The organism is Leisingera sp. (genome assembly GCF_034669605.1).
Lineage (GTDB): Bacteria > Pseudomonadota > Alphaproteobacteria > Rhodobacterales > Rhodobacteraceae > Leisingera.
Window position 1 is genome coordinate 1 of the sequence record NZ_JAXMOX010000098.1, and the last position, 16,001, is coordinate 16,001.

Consider the following 16,001-nt stretch of genomic DNA (forward strand, 5'->3'; position numbering starts at 1 on the left):
GCCACTTCCTCGCCATCGGCCCAGACACGCGAGACATTCGCGATTTCGCCTTCGCACAGCGCAATCGCCAGCGACACGGAATAGCTGTAGCTGGTCACCTGCGGCTGGCTGGGCCGTCCCTTGCCGCCGCCGCCGCTGACCGAAGAGGTTTCCAGAAACTGCGAGCTCCAGATCATCTGGCCGCCCAGCCGCATCCGGCCATAGACCTGCGCCACCGGCGCGCCTTCGCTGGCCTGGGTCAGGCGGAAACGGTCGATCTTGCCGGTCTCCACCGGGTCGGCGCCGCTGCCCAGGAGCCGTTCATCGAACATCCGGCCCAGGGTGGCGCCCACCGCACGGCCAATGACGGCCGAAGACAGCCCCGCAACGGTGCCGCCGATTGTGCCGCCGATGGCAGCACCGGCAGCAGAAAGAAGAATGGTTGCCATCAGATCAGCTCCTTCGGGAATTGAAACCGCGCCACGATGCGGCGCTGCCAGGGCGGGCTCAGCGGGCTTTCGACAACCCCGCGGCCCGCATAGGCGTGGATGAAGGCAGGGCCTGCACCAAGAAGGTCCCGCCCGGCGGCCCTTGGTTCTTTTCCGCCAGCCGCTGACTGCACCCCCAGGTGCTTGGCCACCGACCCGTCGCGCATCCGGAACAGGATCACATCGCCGGGTGCGGCATCGCCCAGAGGTTTCGCCAGCAAATGCCGGGCCGCGGCCTGCCACAGCGCCTCCGCCCCCTGCGGTTCGGACCAGTCCATCGTATAGGCCGGCGGTGCCTCGGGCTCGGCCCCGTGCAGCTCGCGCCACAGGCCCCGGATCAGCCCCAGGCAATCGCAGCCCGCGCCCTTGCACGCGGCCTGATGCACATAGGGCGTGCCGATCCAGCCCCGCGCTGCGGAAACCACCCGGCTCACCTGCGGCTTCCCCCGGTGTTCACACTGGACTGCCGCGGCACCGCGATCAGCCAGTCATCGCCCGGAATATCCGGGAAGCCCTGAAAGTTCAGCAGGTTGTTGAATTTCAGCCGGCAGGTCTCCAGGCGCTTGTCGCAGCCTGCCTCAAGCCGGACCCTGTCGCCCGGCCTCACCGCCGCACGGACCGGTTCCCACAGGGTGATCCGGCGCCCCCCGGCGCTGCTCTGGTCCGCCTTCACGGCGGCCCACAGACCCTCTGCGGCTCCGCTCAGCACCGTCAGCCGCCCGCCGGTGAACCAATCCGCCTCAAACCCCGGCAAAGCCTCCCAGCCGAACACCTCGTTGCGCGCGACCTCAACGGCTTCCAGCTCAACGGCATAACCCGGCGTCTGCAGGTCGAACCGGCAGGCCGCATCGCCCAGCACCGCGGTGCAGGGTTTCTGATAGATCCGCCCCAGCGGCTGGTTCAGCGCCTCCGCAAGCCCGCGCAGCTCTGCCTCAAACGCGCCGCCGGCGCGGCGGATTTCACCGATCGAGCCGCGGAACTGCAGCCAGCGCATCGAAACATCGCGCCAGTTGACCAGCCAGCAGCGGACCCCGGCGCCATCGAACCGGCCGGCCTCGATATCCTCTTCGCGCACGGCGGCGTCGCTCAGCACCCCCAGCGCCTCGGTGTTGTCAACCGACAGGCCGGTGGCTTGGCTCACCGCCCGCGCCGTCAGCCCGCTGCCGGGCTGAAACTCCACCCCGTCAAAGCTCAGCACACAGTCATGATCGGTAAATCCCAGCACGGTGCCGTCGCGCCGTTCCAGCGCCCAGGCCCGGCAGAGCGTGGTGATCCCGCTTTGAAGATGGGCGTGCAAACTGTTGGAAAGACGGCTCATACCCGAACCTCCACCACCGGCACCGCAGGCGCCTCACCGGCTTGAAAAGACGCCACGCTGGTCTGGATGCTGCCGGTGTCAAACCGCACCGGCACGTCGAATTCGAACCCCGCCCGGATGTTCAGGCCGATCTCCGGCGGATGCGCCAGGGTGATCATCCCGGTGGCGGTGTCCAGCTCATAGTCCACGCTTTCGCGCAGCTCGTCCTGTTCGATGCCGACCCGCACGGAGCCCGCCACCGGCTTGGCAATCGGGCGCTGATAGGTGAACGCGCCCGAGCGGTAGGTCTTGGCCAGCTGGAACCTCACGGTGCTGCCGTCGCCGGTGGCAATCACCTGATCGCGGAAATCCGGATCGGCGCTGGGCCGGGCGGATTTGTAATCGCTCCAGTCCTTCCAGCGAAAGCCGTAAAGCTGCCCTTGGCGGGCCTCGAAAAAGGCGATCAGCAGCTCGATATCCTCCAGCGCGCGCAGGCCAAGCCCGGCGTCATAGCGGCGGCGGGAATGCGCCCAAGGGGTGTTGCGCTCCTCGAACCCGTTGGCCAGGGTCACCACATCGGTGCGCCGTTCCGGACCGCCGGCGGAGCCGAAGCTGAGCGAGGCGGGAAATCTGACTTCGTGAAAATTCATGGACTTACCCTCCGTCCTTAACGGTTTCTGCCGCCGCGCGACAGGGCGCGGGACAGCTGTGCGGCGATCTGGCTGCGGCTGCGTTCAAAGCCTTTGACGTCGGGGGTGGTGACATGCATCACCACAGTGACCCCGCCGCCCTGGCTGCGCACGCCCAGCGAGCCGTCGGCGCCGCGGGTCAGCGGCAGGATCGCCTCCGGCCCGGCTTCGCCCATCAGCCCGGTGGCCCCGCGCATGGGAAAGGCCGTGGGTCCAGTGACAACGCCGCCCTTGGCAAACGGCATCACCTTGCCCTGGCTGAAGGCGGCGCCATCGGCAAATGGCAGGATGTTCCCGATAAGCGAGGCAAGCCCGCCGGTCAGCAGCCCGGCCGCATGGTTGGCCACCGGCTTCATCGCGGCGTTGTAGGTGGTGCGGACCATCGAACGCGCCAGCGTGTCCATCGCCTCCGACAGGTTGCCGCCGTCAAACACCAGCCCGTCAAAAGCACGCCGCAAGCCCTTGGAAAGGCTGCGATCCAGGATCTGCGCGTCGCGTCCGGTTTCGGAAAACCCGTCCTTGACCCGGCCCAGCACCTCGGCAAAGGCCGCCGCCATGCCGGAGGCGCCGTCAAGCGCTTCCCCCAGCGCCTCGCCCTGCAATTCCAGTTCCGCCATTGATGATGAGTCAGCCATCTGTTGTCTCCTTGTCCTGTGGACGCGCGATGTCCGGAAAGGCCTGCATCATCGCCGCCAGCCGGTCGCGGCCCATGGGCTGCGGCGCTGCGGCCCCGCCCAGCATCAGCCGCAGTTCTGCCGGGGTCAGCTGCCAGAAATCGCGCGGCAGCAGCTTCAGCCCGGCCATCCCGGCGCGCATCAGCGCGGGCCAGTCGAGCGTGCTCATAGGCTGTCCGGCACGGTGAAGCTGCGCACCAGCAGGTCTGCCGCCACCCGCGCCGCCTGCAGCGGACCGCCGGAGATTGCGGCAGATGCCAGATCTTCGCGGCTCAGCTGATACCCGCCGCCCTGCAGCCCGGCCGCCAGCAGCGCCAGCACGTCGCGGGCCGAGAACCGGCCCTGTTCGAACCGCTGCACCAGATCCACCAGCGTGCCTTCCTCCAGCGCGGCCTCAAGCCCCGCCAGCGCGCCAAGGGTCAGCTTCAGCGCGTAAGGGCTTCCATTAACTATTAATTCCGCCTCTCCGGCCTGCGGGTTCACCATCGTTCAAACCGCCGTAAAGCTAAGGGCACCGGCGCTGGCCAGTGACAGCTCATAGGTGGCTTCGCCGTTGTGGCTGCCGGCATATTCCAGCGCGGTCACCTGAAAGGCGCCCTGCACGATGCCGAAATCGGGAATGATGATCTGGAAGTCCGGTGTCAGCCCGTCAAAGAACAGCTGCCTTGCGCGTTCGTCGGTTGCCACGTCGCGGAAAATGCCGGAACCGGAGATACTGGCCGAGCGCACCCCGGCGCCGGCCAGCAGCTCGCACCAGCCGCCCTGGCTTTCGAGGCTGGTCACATCGACGCTTTCGGCGTTGAAGCTGACCCGTGTGGCGCGCAGGCCCGCGATGGTCTCGAACAGGCCGGCGCCGTTCATGTCCACTTTGACCAAAAGGTCCTTGCCGTTTTGAATTGTCATGGGGGTTCTCCCTGCTTTTCACTGGGGTTGAGAAATGTGCTGCGGCCTAGACGTCATCCACCCGCGCCCTGAAGCGCAGGGTGATCTGCCTGCCGCCGGTCGTCAGCCGCTCCGCCTTGGCGCGGTCGAACCACAGGCCTGTCAGCCGGCCGCGGGGCAGCGGCACCGCGGCACCGACCAGTGCGTCGCAGACGGCAGCAGCGGCAGCCTTGGCGCCGGCAAAACCGGCCATGTCGGTGGTGACGGTGACAAAAAACCGGTGCTCGGCGCCACCTGCTGTGTTGTCGGAGCGGTCCAGCACCTCCTCCGATCCCAAAGCCACATAGGTCTGCGGCAAGGGGCCTGCGGGGATTGCGTCATAGATCGCGCTGCCGACCAGCGCGGTCAGCGCAGCATCGGCGGACAGATGGGTGTAGACCGCGGATTGCAGCCCGCCTGCGATGGCATAGGTCATCCGCTTACCTCCTCAACCGCGAAACAGGTGAGGTAGCGGGTGTCAGGATCGGATTCCGCAACCGCATCAATACGGTAGAGACGGTTGCTGTCGCGGAATCGCTGATCAGGTCGGGGCCTTGATGCAAAGCCTTCCGGTGCAGCGCGCAGGGTAATCCGGTATTTTTGCAAAGACAGGCTGTCGCCGGCCAGTCGCCCGGAGAGCGGTGTCACCTCGGCCCAAAGCGTGCCAAGCGCCAGCCAGGTTTCAATGAAGCCGCCTGCACCGTCGACCTCGCGCTGGGGGTCTTCCAGCACCAGCTTGCGGGTGAGTTTCGGGGGGTGTTTCATGCCAGGCCTCCCAGGGTCAGCCGCAGGCTGCGGTAGCGTTCGATCAGGCTGGTGACGCCAAAGGGCATGCAGCCGCCGTGCAGGCCGGTGTCGGCCCGGTATTCGTAATAATGCGCGGCCAGCAGCATCACCGCCTGGCCCAGATCGGCAGGCAGGCCGCCCCAATCAGAGGCCATCCCGGCCTGCAGCGAAATCCGCGCCAGACCGCCGGTGGGAATGGGTGGCAGCAGGCTGCCGGCCGGGCACAGGCGCGGGCGCTGGCCATCCCGCTCCAGGTGATAGAGGGAGGCGTCCAGAACCGTCTCACCGCCGCCTGCGTCGCGCATCGCAACGGCGGTCACCGCCTGCACCGGCGCAATCGGCAGGATCATCCGGGCACGGTCGCGCCAATGGCGGATTTCCAGCTCAAAATCGCGGGTTATCAGCGCCTTGCCGGTCCTTCTTTCAATCGCAGCCAGGGCGGCGCGCAGAAAGCCGATCAGCACCTCGTCCTGCAGGCTGTCCTCGCCAAAACCGGTGCCCAGGCGCAGATGCGCCTTGAACGGGGCCAGCGGCAGGGCGGCCTCGGGCACGGGGGTCAGTTCGCTCAGCATCATCATCTCACTCCTGCGGGCCATCCCCTGCTGCGGCCCTGATCTGCTGTCCGGGTAGGGTTCGGCAGGCATGCACCATCCCTTGCCGCTCGGACGGAGGGGAGCAGCTGGACGGCAAAGGATTGTGGGGTGCATGCCCGCCGGCGGACCGGTCTGCCGGCCCGCCATCAGCGCAACGTGTCAGGTCACGCCGAATTTCATCAGCTTGATCGCGGCAAAATCGCTGACGTCGCCGCCAACCCGCTTGGTGGCGTAGAACAGCACATGCGGCTTGGCGCTGAACGGGTCGCGCAGCACCCGCAGGTCCGGGCGTTCGGCAATAGTGTAACCGGCGCGGAAATCGCCAAAAGCGATGGAATAGCTGTTGGACCCCGGGTCCGGCATGTCCTCGGCGATCAGCACCGGATAGCCCATCAGCCGTGCGGGTTCACCTGCGGCCAGACCGTCGGACCACAGGAACCGGCCATCGGCGTCCTTCAGTTTCCGCAGCATTCCCGCGGTCTTGGAGTTCAGAATGAAAGTCGCATTGGCGCGGTACTCCGCCCCCAGCGCATAGACCAGATCAATGATCGCATCGCCGCTGCCAACCTCGGCGTCGGTGCCGGAGGCGACATAGCCGAGGTTGCCCCAGCTCCAGCTGCCGTTGCTGGCAACCGGGTGGAACAGGAAGCCCTTGGGCTTGTCGATACCGTCGCCGTTGATGAAAGCCTCGGCCTCGGAGCGGGCGAACTTATCAGCGATGCGGCCGGCCAGCCAGCCTTCGATATCAAAGGCGCTGTCGTCCAGCAGCCGTTGCGACGCCTTCGGCAGCGCGCTGAGTTCGTGCAGCGCAATGGTGATGCGGTCGATGCTGCCGGTGCCGGTTTCCGCGGCCGGGCCGGCCTCGGTCGCCCAGCCGGCCCCCATTTCGCTGTGGTCGATCAGCACGTCATAAGAAGACGCCTCCACATGCACCACCGAGGCCACCGCGCGGATCGAAGCGGAGGAATTCAGCACCGATTTCACGATCTCGGCGGTCTGCGGATCGACCAGGTAGCCGCCATCGCCGCCCACGGCGGTGGACATCGCCTTGCCTTCCAGCTCGAGGCCGCGCAGGCCGTCGTCGTCGCCGCTGCGCAGGTAGGCGTTGAACGCCTTCTGATGCGGCGCGCCCGCGTCCTGGCCCGCTGCCAGATGGGGGCGGTTCTGAGAGATTGTTTTACGGTCCAGCATGGTCACTCGCTCTTCTGCCTGTTTCAGCCTTGATTGCACGTCGTCCTGAAACCCCTTGAATTCATGAAGAAAGCCGGTGACGGCCTGTTTCACTTCATGCGCCAGGGGCGCTGCGTCCCCGGTGTTTGCCGGGAGGTCTTGGTTGCTCATGATGTCTGTCCTGCCTTGAGGTCACGGGTGATCTGGCGCAGGCCTGCGGCCAGCGTGCGAAGGGCATCCGCCTCTGCCTCCGGAGCGGAGGATTTACCTGCCACCCGCGCTGCGGGCAGCATCGGGAAGGTGACCAGCGACACCTCCCACAGCTCCACCTGGGTCAGATGGCGGCTGCCGTCCCGGGTGCGGGCGGATTTCACGGTCCGGTAGCCGATTGACAACCCGTCGATGGCGCCTGCCTCGATCAGCGCCGCGGCCTCGGCGCCCTTGGGGGTGGCGGTCAGGATCCGGCCCTTGACGTACAAGCCGCGGGCGTCCTCGCGCACCTCGTCCCAGACGCCGATCGGCTGGGCGGGATCGTGCTGCCACAGCATCTTGACCGTGCGGCCCTGATCCTGAAGCGCCTTCAGCGAGGCGGCATAGGCGCCGCGCTCGACCACATCGCCACCCTGATCGGTCTGACCGAACAGGCTGGCGTAGCCCGTGATCTGGCTCGCGTCCTGCAGCGAGAGATCCTCGCCGAAGCGCGTGAATTTATGTTCAAGCTGGGGAGGTCCCTGCATGATGTCTGCCTCTCAAGTTATTGTTGTTACGGCAATTGTACCGTCAGGAAGGATTGAAAAGCCTGCGCCAGAATCACCGCGGCGACGCCGTAGACGGTGAGCCAGAGGCGTTTTTCCAGCCGCTCCATCATCTGCTCGATCCGGTCGAGGCGGCGGTTGACTGCCTCGTGCTGGATCTGGGCCACCCGCTCATGGGCGGACAGGCGCAAACCCGGTGAACAGTCGAAAGCGTGCATCGGGTGTTCAGTCATCCTGCCCGCCCTCCTGCTGCGGCGCGACCGGAGAGTCTGCGGGAAGCCCCAGCAGGCGCCGCTTTTCCTCGGTGGTGAGGAAATCGGCGGAGGCCACCCGGCGCCATTGCGCCTCGCGCTCGGCGGCCAAGGCAGGCAGCTGGTCGAGGTCGGGTTTCAGGGTCAGCGCCTCGCCGGTCCAGCCGGCCAGCCAGTCGGCAAGCGCGGCGGCGGCCTTGGCGGCCAGCGGCAGCACGGTCAGCCGGTAGAAGGCGCGGTGAGCCTCCTGGTAGTTGGCGTAAGTTGCATCGCCCGGAATGCCGAGCAGCATCGGCGGCACCCCATAGGCCAGCGCAATTTCGCGGGCGGCGGTGTCCTTGGTTTTCTGGAATTCCATGTCGGAGGGCGACAAGCCCATCGGTTTCCAGTCCAGCCCGCCCTCCAGCACCATCGGGCGGCCGGCGTTCTTGGCGCCCTGAAAATTTGATTGAATCTCGTCGCTTAGGATGCGGAATTGTTCCTCGGACATGCGGCCGTGGCCGTCGGACCCGTTCCAGACCAGCGCGCCGGAGGGGCGGGCTGCGTTGTCCAAAAGCGCCTTGGACCAGCGGGAGGCCGCGTTGTGAACATCAATCGCCATGGCCGCCGCCTGCAGCGATGACAACCCGTAGTGGTCGTCCTGCGGGTGGAAGCTCTTTATATGGCAGACCGGTGATTGCGCGCCGTCCGCGGTGAAGCGGTGCTTGCGTCCGGCAACCGAATATTCGAACCCGGCGGGCCAGCCGTCCGGGCCGGGCACAACGCGCATCCGGTCGGACCGCAGCACGTGCAATTCAGCCGGGGCGCCTGCGCCTGCCGCGACCGCCTCGATATAAGCGTTGCCGGAGAGCAGCAGGTGGCCATAAAGCGCCTCCAGCAGTTCGGCCTGGCTTTGCGCCGGATTGGGGCGGGCCAGCAGCGCCAGCCAGGGGTGGCTGTCATAGCGCCGGCGGCTGTCCTGCAGCACCAGCGGCACGGCCGCGGCGGCCTCGGCGATCATCCGGATCACCCGGTGGCCGACCGGATTGCCGGCAAAACCGCTGCGGGTCAGGGAAACGCTGTCCCGCGGGCTCCAGGCGGTGCGGCCGGCCCCCTGCCAGGAGACCACGCGGGCGGTCTGGCTGGCCTTCTGTTCCAGGGCGGTTTCCGGGGGTTCGGGCTTGTTGCGCCGCAGCAGGTCAAAGACCATTGTCCGCTCCTCAAGTTGCTGTGTGGGGCGCTGCCTGCCGCTGGGGCCGGTGCGCCTTTGCTGAGGATCATTAGTGACAGAGAGGCCTGAAGATTTGGCCGGCGGTGCGTACGCAGCGGGCGCAACACCCCAGGTTAAGCACCTGTAATAAAAGGAAATGGCAGCGTTGCATGCTGCCATTCTCCCATCTTCATTTTCAATTGCATCGTCTGCCCGAAGGCCGGGCAGCGCCCGTCCGCCGCCCCTGGCGGGCGCTGCCCTGGGCGCATTACAGCACCCTGATCTGCGGCATCCTCAGGCTGGCTGCCGGCTGGATAATCAGCTCATGCAGGGCCCAGACCAGCGCATCCAGCCGGTCGGGTGAGCCGCTGCCCTGATACCCTTGCGGGGTCATCAGGCACATCTGGTCCTCCAGCTCCCCCAGCCCCGGCAGGTGTTTGACGCGGCCCTGCTCATACAAAGCCGCGACAGGTTCGGCGCGGGCGGATTTGCCTTTGCGCGCATGCAAAGCCCGGAACGGCACCAGCGGGTCGGCCTGGCGCAGCACCGTCTCCACCAGGGCGCCGCCCTGGTTGACCTCGGCCACCACCCGTTCGGCGCCAAAGGCATCGCGGGCGGCAATCACCGCCTGCGCCCAGGCCAGCGGCCCGGCGCCCTGAACGGTGCGGTCCGCCAGCACATAGGCGCGCCAGTCCTGCGGTTTGCCCTGAGTGACCGCGCCCGCCGCCACGATGCCGCAGGCGTCCGAGGATTTTCCGGAACTGACTGCCGGATCCACCGCCACCACCACCCGGTCGAGCGGCGGCGCGTCAGTCACCTGCGCCGCCGCCAGCGCGGCAGTGGACCAGAGCGCGCCCGGAACATCGGCCAGCATCACCCCGTCCAGCTCCTGCCGGCCCAGGCGGGTGCCGGCGTAGCGCGCCCGCATCTCCTCCAGGAACGACGGCGCCAGATTGGCGCGGTTGGCCTCGGTCGGGGCGTGGGTCTGCACGGTGCTGGGCGACGCCAGCAGCTGCTTCAGTGCCGGAACATTGCGCGGCGTGGTGGTGACGCAGACGCGCGGGTCCCGGCCCAGCCGCAGGGCGAATTGCAGCATGTCCCAGCTTTCCTGCCCCTTCTTCCACTTGGCCAGTTCATCCGCCCAGGCGGCATCGAACTGGGGGCCGCGCAGGGCCTCGGGGTCGTGGGCGGAAAATGCCTGCGCCTCGGCGCCGTTGGGCCAGATCAGCTTGCGCTCGGAGGCTTTCCACTTGGGGCGGCGGTCGGGCGGCGAGCAGGCCAGAATGCCGCTGTCGCCGTGGATCATCACATCGCGCACCTGGTCATAGGTTTCGGCCACCAGCGCGATGCGGCGGGCGGTGCCGGGATCACCCGGCCGCGGCCCTTCGGCGCGCGACCGGATCCATTCGGCCCCTGCCCGGGTCTTGCCCGCGCCGCGGCCGCCCAGGATCACCCAGGCGCGCCAACCGCCCGGCGGCGGGCGCTGGTGGTCCAGCGCCCAGATGCCGAACAGATGCGGCAGCGCGCACAGCGACTTGCGGTCCAGCTCATTCAAGAACCAGTTCTGGAGCGAGGGCGGCGCGCAGGCCAGAAAGTCCGCGCTCGACAGCTGCGCGCGCCGCGACGAGATCGAGTTCGTGTTCGGATTTGAGCATGCGGGCGAATTCGGTGCTTTGTTCTGCAAGGAGTCTCTCCACTTTCTGGCAATCGCGGATCAGCTGTTCCAGCTTGCTGACCTGTCCCTTGGCGCCGGTGGTTTCATCGGCGCCTGTGGTTTCGAGCTGCTCCCGCAGCGCCTCTGCCTGGTTTCGCAGTCGGTGAATGCTCTCCTGCAGGGATCGCAAAAGATCGGCGGTGTAGTGCACCTGCCGGGTCAGGACGGCGGCGCCGTCCTGGTCTGTTGGGTGATCTGTCATGAATTTGTCTGCCTCATGCGTTTTTTGTCCGCACAAGAGAAAGAACGACGGCCACCGGCGGAGGGGTCCGGGGCCGTCCATGTTCCTTCCAGCTGCAATGCAACTTATACGTGAAAATAGTGCGTTTGTCAAGAATTCCGGCCGCAGCAGCGTACGGTGAGAACGCAACGGGCTGCTGCTGGCACGCGCTGTTTCACCTCGCTGGGAGTTGCGGCCTCCTCTGCATTCACAGTTGAAACCGGCGTGTCCCAAAGAGCGGCCCAAAGGCTTGCGGACGAAAATGCGCACCCGAAAAACCGCCCTTTCCGCTAAAAATCTTGTACCTCGTTTTCCCGTTCAGGATTGCCGCCGCTGCATCGCGCGAAGACGGCACCCGCAAGCATCAGACAAAGCTGACCTGGCCCTCTGCCAGAGCGAGGCCCGGTTTGCGGGGGGCTGAGCGGTCTGTTGCAGGCGTGTGATTTGCTGGTAGCCCGGTCAAAACCCATGCTGATAGGTCACTATGCCGTCGCAGATCGTCGTCATGGCCCTTGCAGCCGTCACGTTGCCGGGCGCAAGTTGTGTCAGGTCATGGCTCATAATCGCAACATCAGCCGCCATGCCGGCTGCCAGCTTGCCTTTTCTATCCTCGTTGAATTCGGACCAGGCATTGCCGCACGTATAGCTGGCCAGCGTGTCGTGCAGCGTCTGGGTCTGATCGGCCCAGCCCCCGCCCAGATCCAGCGGTGCGATTGCGGCTTTGACATTTGCCATCACGGTCACCGGGATCACGGGCCAGTCTGTGGAAAAGATGACCCTGGCCCCAGCGTCACGTATGGTCTGCCAGGCATAGGCCCCGGCAATCTGGTCCGGGTGCAGATACGGCCCGACCCCGCCGGGCGGAAAGATGTGACCGGTCGGCGCGTGGCCCGGTTGCAGGGAGGCAACGATGCCCAACGCCGCAAGCCGGGGTATATCGTCCGGATGGATCACTTCGATATGTTCGATCCGGTGGCGGCTGTCGCGCGTTCCATTGGCCTTTGCAGCCGCCTCGAAAGCGTCGATCGTGCGCCTGACACCAGCATCGCCGATGGCGTGGACGGCGATCTGGAACCCCAAACGGTCCGCTTCGGCACAGCAGGCAACAAAGTGTTCCTGTGTGAAAACCTCATCGCCTGAATTGCCGTTTGCGCCCAGCTCACCGGGGTAAGGGCGCAGCATCAGCGCAGTGCCGCTCTCGACCACACCGTCAATGAACATCTTGACGTGGCTGCAGGCGATCTTTCCGCTTTGGAAATCATCCCGCATCGCCGGTGCTTCCGCGGTCATCCGTTCCAGCGGATCGGTTCCTTTCATATGAAACGGCACACGGCAGCGGCACAGCAGGCGGCCTTCGGCTTCCAGTTCGGACAACAGCTCCAACTGATACCTGTTGCCGTCCATCAGATGCAGACCTGTAATGCCTTGCGCGGCGCAATGCGCAAGCCCCTTGGCAAGAACGTCCTTGTCGATCCGGCGCTGATCCGCTGTTGCAGGGGGCACGGGGTCCTTGCCCGTTGTCAGGCCCAGCATGTCCCGGCCGCCGTGGCGCGTCAGGCGCAGCACCGGCTCATAGGCGCCGGGCTCCAGCAGCTCGCCAGTGGCAAGACCGTCCTCGCCCATCACGATTTCGGAGCCTGCATCGGTTGGTCCGCCTTGCAGAAGGCCTGCAGCCTTCAGGGCGGCCGTATTCGCCCAGATCGTGTGGTGGTCCGGCGCGAACATGGCCAGCGGGCGGTCGCTGAGAATCCGGTCGAGGTCGTGGCGGGTGGGCGTCTTTCCCGTGCCCAGAATGCCGTAGTCGGCCATCACGCAAAACACCAGGGCATCGTCCGGATTGGCCTGGGCGTAGGGGCGTATGCCGGCCCGCATCGCGGGCAAACCTGTGACGCCGTAAAGGTTCAGGCAATCCAGTTCAACCGATCCGCCAAACAGATGGACATGGCTGTCGATGAACCCGGGAAGCACAGTCGCGCCGCCCGCGTCGATCATCCGGGTCTCAGGGCCGGCCAGGGGTAGAATGGCGGCATCAGCCCCGATTGCCGTGATCCTGCTGCCTGCAATCGCAAGCGCCTGTGCGGTTGGCATCCCGTCATCAAAGGTCATAAGGGCGCCGTTGTGGATGATAATCGAAGGGGTCATGGGATGTCCTGATGCCGCGGGATCGGACCCGGCAAGGCGGGGCCGCAGTTTAAGTCGAGCGTTGCCTTCTGTAGGTCGGTCCGGATTGCAGTGTAAAGCTTTGCCGCCGCAGGCGGGCCTGTGCCGGCCAGGCAAGCCGCGTCTTTCAGCGCATCCGGAATCGCGGCTTAGGGGGGGCGGCCGTCCACTGTGGCAGTCCCGGTCCCGGCCAGACCAGCGATCATGCCGCCGTCAATCCTGCCCTTCCAAGCGCCGGCATGCCTTCAGAACCGCTCTGCGTGTTTCTTCAGGCTGCTGATTGACCGCCTCGGCAAGGCGGTGCAGTTGGTGACGCAGCCCGTGCAGCTGGTCAAGCAGCGACAGGATAGTCGGCACTGTATCCACGGGCAGCGACATTTCCTTGCGCAGGTCGCAGATCAGCCGGATCCGGGCGATGTCGAGCTCATCGAAAAACGGGCCGCCGTCGCCCCGTGCCGGTTTGATCCAACCCGCCCGCACCCATGACCGAAGCTCCCGGAGCTGAAGCCTGCGAACCGTGGCAACCACGTCATGTTCTCTCAGCCGCATCACACACTCCCCATGTTCTTGCGCGGATCCTGTCCGGCGGTTTCACGCCAGCGGCGGGCAAGATCTTCCATCCCGCTGCCGATCTTGTCCGGCAGCACAATCATCAGGCGGACATATTGGTCGCCCGCCGGTCCTTTGCCGGGCTGGACACCCTTTCCTTTCAACCGCAGCCTCTGGCCGCTGGACGCTCCCTTGGGCAAGTTCATCGATACCGGCCCCGATAGCGTCGGAACCTCGACCCTGCCGCCCAGAACAGCCTCATCGAAGGTGATCGGCAGGTCGATCGCGATATCGTTGCCGTCGCGTGTGAAGAGCCGGTGCGGCTTGACGGAAATCTGGACATAGGCATCGCCCGCCGGGCCGCCGCCACTGCCCGGTTGCCCCTTGCCGCGCAGGCGCAGGGTCTGACCGTCGCGGACACCGGCAGGGATCGTCAGATCGATGGTCTGGCCATCCGGCAGCGGCACCGTCCGTTTTGCACCGCGGGCAGCATCGAGAAATTCGACGTCGAGATGATAGCGCAGATCGGCCCCGCGTGCCGCGAAGCCCTGTGCCGAACCGGGGCCCGCCCGCTCCTGTCCCCGGCCCTGCCCCCGCCGCCCGAAGAGATCTGCGAAAATGTCCGACACATCCTCGAAATCGTTGAAAGCCGCCGAGGATTGATACCGGCCTTCGGGGTCCGCTCCGGCATATTGGCGATAGAATTGACGCTCCGTCCTGTCCTGGCCGCTGGCGTCGATTTCGCCCGCGTCGTAGCGGCGGCGCTTTTCCTTGTCGCCGAGGATGTCATAAGCCGCGCCCACCTTCAGGAACTCGGCGGCTTTGTCCTTGTCGCCGGGCGACAGATCGGGGTGCAGTTCTTTCGCCAGTTTGCGGTAGGCCTTCTTGATTTCGGCCTGGGTGGCATCTTTGGAGACGCCGAGGATGTCATATGGGCTGTCGCTCATAATTTTTTGTTCCCGTACGGATCATTCGGCCGGCCAGCGCCGGACTTGGCTCCAGCCCGGCTTGCGCCGGGCATGGCATCGGTGGTTTCCTGCACTTGCATGGCCTCATGAAGTGCCAAACAGACGCGCGGTTCCGGCGTCCCGATGCGTTGCTTCTGCTTTCGGCGTCACCGCGGGATCTGTGACCTCAGGCGGGACGTCATCCGTGTGCGCGCCAGCGCCGGTTTTCGTGCCGGTCCCGGACATCGTACCATCCTTTCAGGACATTCGCGAGAACCAGGCAGCCGGGATGGCCCGGGTCTTGCGGCGGTGGGCGGCAGGCCTTTCGGGATCGGATGAGAAAAGGGGCATGGGCAAAACCCATGGTCTTCGTTCATGCCGGGGCGCTTGATTTCCACCTCGGCACTGCCGCCGGATTCCGGAATACCGGGGCTCGGGCCGGACACGCCGGCCGGGCTGGTCCGGCCGGTCCCGCAAAAAAAGGGCGCCAAGCGGCGCCCTTCGCAGTTTCCACCCTAACCCGCAGCGTCAGTTGTTCTGCTGCTGGGCTTCGATTTCGCGCCATTTGGCGACGTTGCGGTTGTGTTCATCCAGCGTCTCGGCAAAGGCATGGCCGCCGGTGCCGTCAGCCACAAAGAACACATAATCCGTGGTCTCCGGGTTCACCGCGGCCTCAAGGCTGGCCATCCCCGGGTTGGCGATGGGCGTCGGTGGCAGGCCCTCGATCACATAGGTGTTCCAGGGGGTGGCTTTGCGCAGCTCGCTTTGGCGCAACCCGCGGCCCAGGGTTCCCTCGCCCTTGGTGACGCCATAGATCACCGTCGGGTCCGTCTGCAGCCGCATGCCGCGATTGAGGCGGTTTGTGAAGACCGAAGCGACCAGGCCGCGCTCCTCAGCCACGCCGGTTTCCTTCTCGATGACCGAGGCAAGGATCAGCATTTCCTCAGGCGTCGTGACGGCGGCGTCTGCCGAGCGGCCTTCCCAGGCGGCGTTGATGCGCAGTTGCTGGCGCTGCTGCATCTCGGCCAGAACGGCAGCGCGTCCGGTGCCCGGTGTGACCTCGTAGCTGTCGGGCGCCAGCAGGCCCTCGCCCGGGCGTTCGCCGGGGTCGCCCTCGAGCACATCGATGGATTTCAGCGCCTCGACCACCTGCCAGCTGGTCACCCCTTCGGCCAGCGCGATACGGTAGCGGGTGTCGGCCTCCTGGCGGGTTTCGGTGTACTCGGCCGGGACCTCATCCTCGCCGAGGATGAAGTCCGCCTTTTCCTCGAACGTGCTGGTGGCCGGATCCAGCTCCCGCACCACGGTCTGGGTGCGGGTCACGCCGACGCGGTAGACGATCTCGGTGCCGCAGGTGGAGGCGCCGGAGGTGGTGACCCGGCCGACAATCTCCTCCATCGAGGATCCCGGCTCCACCAGGAAGCTGCCGGCGTTCAGCTGGCCGGTTTTCTCGCTGTATTTGGCTCCGAGACGGAAGATGGTGCCGGATGCAACCGCGCCCTGGGTTTCCAGGTCGCGGCTGACCCGCGCCATGTTCGAGCCCCGCTCGACACGCAGGCAGATCGCCGTCTCCAGCGGGCCTTCAGCGGTGTATTGGGATTAGCCCCACAGGATCAGAC

Annotated in this window: 19 protein-coding genes and 2 pseudogenes; all 21 read right to left on the reverse strand. The window is 66.1% G+C overall.

Going from position 1 to position 16,001, the window contains the following annotated elements; genetic code table 11:
- Positions 1–428 (reverse strand): annotated as a pseudogene (locus VOI29_RS13325) (baseplate multidomain protein megatron); the annotation flags it as partial.
- On the reverse strand, positions 428–901 hold the full coding sequence (locus VOI29_RS13330; RefSeq protein WP_323779480.1) for a peptidase: 474 nt from the start codon (positions 899–901) through the stop codon (positions 428–430). The pseudogene VOI29_RS13325 and the gene VOI29_RS13330, both read right to left, overlap by 1 nt.
- Complete coding sequence (locus VOI29_RS13335; RefSeq protein WP_323779482.1) at positions 898–1,785, reverse strand: DUF2163 domain-containing protein; 888 nt, start codon at positions 1,783–1,785, stop codon at positions 898–900. Before VOI29_RS13335 ends, VOI29_RS13330 begins: the two co-directional genes overlap by 4 nt.
- Positions 1,782–2,414, reverse strand: a complete 633-nt coding sequence (locus tag VOI29_RS13340) for a DUF2460 domain-containing protein (RefSeq protein ID WP_323779484.1) — start codon at positions 2,412–2,414, stop codon at positions 1,782–1,784. The genes VOI29_RS13335 and VOI29_RS13340 overlap by 4 nt, the downstream gene beginning before the upstream one ends.
- A 17-nt stretch (positions 2,415–2,431) precedes the next feature.
- On the reverse strand, positions 2,432–3,088 hold the full coding sequence (locus tag VOI29_RS13345; protein ID WP_323779486.1) for a phage tail tape measure protein: 657 nt from the start codon (positions 3,086–3,088) through the stop codon (positions 2,432–2,434).
- Positions 3,081–3,296, reverse strand: coding sequence for a rcc01693 family protein (locus VOI29_RS13350; RefSeq protein ID WP_323779487.1), 216 nt, complete (start codon positions 3,294–3,296; stop codon positions 3,081–3,083). Before VOI29_RS13350 ends, VOI29_RS13345 begins: the two co-directional genes overlap by 8 nt.
- A complete protein-coding gene (locus VOI29_RS13355; RefSeq protein ID WP_323779489.1) occupies positions 3,293–3,613 on the reverse strand; it encodes a gene transfer agent family protein in 321 nt (106 codons plus the stop codon). The genes VOI29_RS13350 and VOI29_RS13355 overlap by 4 nt, the downstream gene beginning before the upstream one ends.
- A gap of 3 nt (positions 3,614–3,616) precedes the next feature.
- A complete protein-coding gene (locus VOI29_RS13360) occupies positions 3,617–4,030 on the reverse strand; it encodes a phage major tail protein, TP901-1 family (RefSeq protein ID WP_323779491.1) in 414 nt (137 codons plus the stop codon).
- 46 nt (positions 4,031–4,076) lie between these two features.
- Complete coding sequence (locus tag VOI29_RS13365; RefSeq protein WP_323779493.1) at positions 4,077–4,484, reverse strand: DUF3168 domain-containing protein; 408 nt, start codon at positions 4,482–4,484, stop codon at positions 4,077–4,079.
- Entirely contained in the window at positions 4,481–4,813 is a 333-nt protein-coding gene (locus VOI29_RS13370; protein WP_323779495.1) for a head-tail adaptor protein, read from the reverse strand. The genes VOI29_RS13365 and VOI29_RS13370 overlap by 4 nt, the downstream gene beginning before the upstream one ends.
- Positions 4,810–5,409 carry a head-tail connector protein gene (locus VOI29_RS13375; RefSeq protein WP_323779512.1) on the reverse strand — a complete coding sequence of 200 codons (600 nt, stop codon included), beginning with the start codon at positions 5,407–5,409 and terminating at the stop codon, positions 4,810–4,812. Before VOI29_RS13375 ends, VOI29_RS13370 begins: the two co-directional genes overlap by 4 nt.
- A gap of 177 nt (positions 5,410–5,586) precedes the next feature.
- Complete coding sequence (locus tag VOI29_RS13380) at positions 5,587–6,768, reverse strand: phage major capsid protein (protein WP_323779497.1); 1,182 nt, start codon at positions 6,766–6,768, stop codon at positions 5,587–5,589.
- Positions 6,765–7,334 carry an HK97 family phage prohead protease gene (locus VOI29_RS13385; RefSeq protein WP_323779498.1) on the reverse strand — a complete coding sequence of 190 codons (570 nt, stop codon included), beginning with the start codon at positions 7,332–7,334 and terminating at the stop codon, positions 6,765–6,767. Before VOI29_RS13385 ends, VOI29_RS13380 begins: the two co-directional genes overlap by 4 nt.
- A 26-nt stretch (positions 7,335–7,360) precedes the next feature.
- The gene (locus VOI29_RS13390; RefSeq protein WP_024090123.1) at positions 7,361–7,585 is read right to left on the reverse strand and encodes a GTA head formation protein, RCAP_rcc01685 family; all 225 of its coding nucleotides are present in this window, start codon (positions 7,583–7,585) and stop codon (positions 7,361–7,363) included.
- Positions 7,578–8,792, reverse strand: coding sequence for a phage portal protein (locus VOI29_RS13395; RefSeq protein ID WP_323779501.1), 1,215 nt, complete (start codon positions 8,790–8,792; stop codon positions 7,578–7,580). Before VOI29_RS13395 ends, VOI29_RS13390 begins: the two co-directional genes overlap by 8 nt.
- A 268-nt stretch (positions 8,793–9,060) precedes the next feature.
- Positions 9,061–10,347 (reverse strand): DNA-packaging protein, encoded by a 1,287-nt coding sequence (locus tag VOI29_RS13400; RefSeq protein WP_323779503.1) that lies wholly within the window; start codon positions 10,345–10,347, stop codon positions 9,061–9,063.
- Positions 10,340–10,708 (reverse strand): hypothetical protein, encoded by a 369-nt coding sequence (locus tag VOI29_RS13405; RefSeq protein WP_323779504.1) that lies wholly within the window; start codon positions 10,706–10,708, stop codon positions 10,340–10,342. Before VOI29_RS13405 ends, VOI29_RS13400 begins: the two co-directional genes overlap by 8 nt.
- A 477-nt stretch (positions 10,709–11,185) precedes the next feature.
- Positions 11,186–12,868 carry an amidohydrolase gene (locus VOI29_RS13410; RefSeq protein ID WP_323779506.1) on the reverse strand — a complete coding sequence of 561 codons (1,683 nt, stop codon included), beginning with the start codon at positions 12,866–12,868 and terminating at the stop codon, positions 11,186–11,188.
- A 231-nt stretch (positions 12,869–13,099) separates the two neighbouring features.
- Positions 13,100–13,435, reverse strand: a complete 336-nt coding sequence (locus VOI29_RS13415) for a chaperone modulator CbpM (RefSeq protein ID WP_323779508.1) — start codon at positions 13,433–13,435, stop codon at positions 13,100–13,102.
- Positions 13,435–14,382, reverse strand: coding sequence for a DnaJ C-terminal domain-containing protein (locus VOI29_RS13420; protein WP_323779510.1), 948 nt, complete (start codon positions 14,380–14,382; stop codon positions 13,435–13,437). The genes VOI29_RS13415 and VOI29_RS13420 overlap by 1 nt, the downstream gene beginning before the upstream one ends.
- Positions 14,383–14,910: 528 nt before the next feature.
- Positions 14,911–16,001, reverse strand: a pseudogene (gene mltG, locus VOI29_RS13425) (endolytic transglycosylase MltG); the annotation flags it as partial.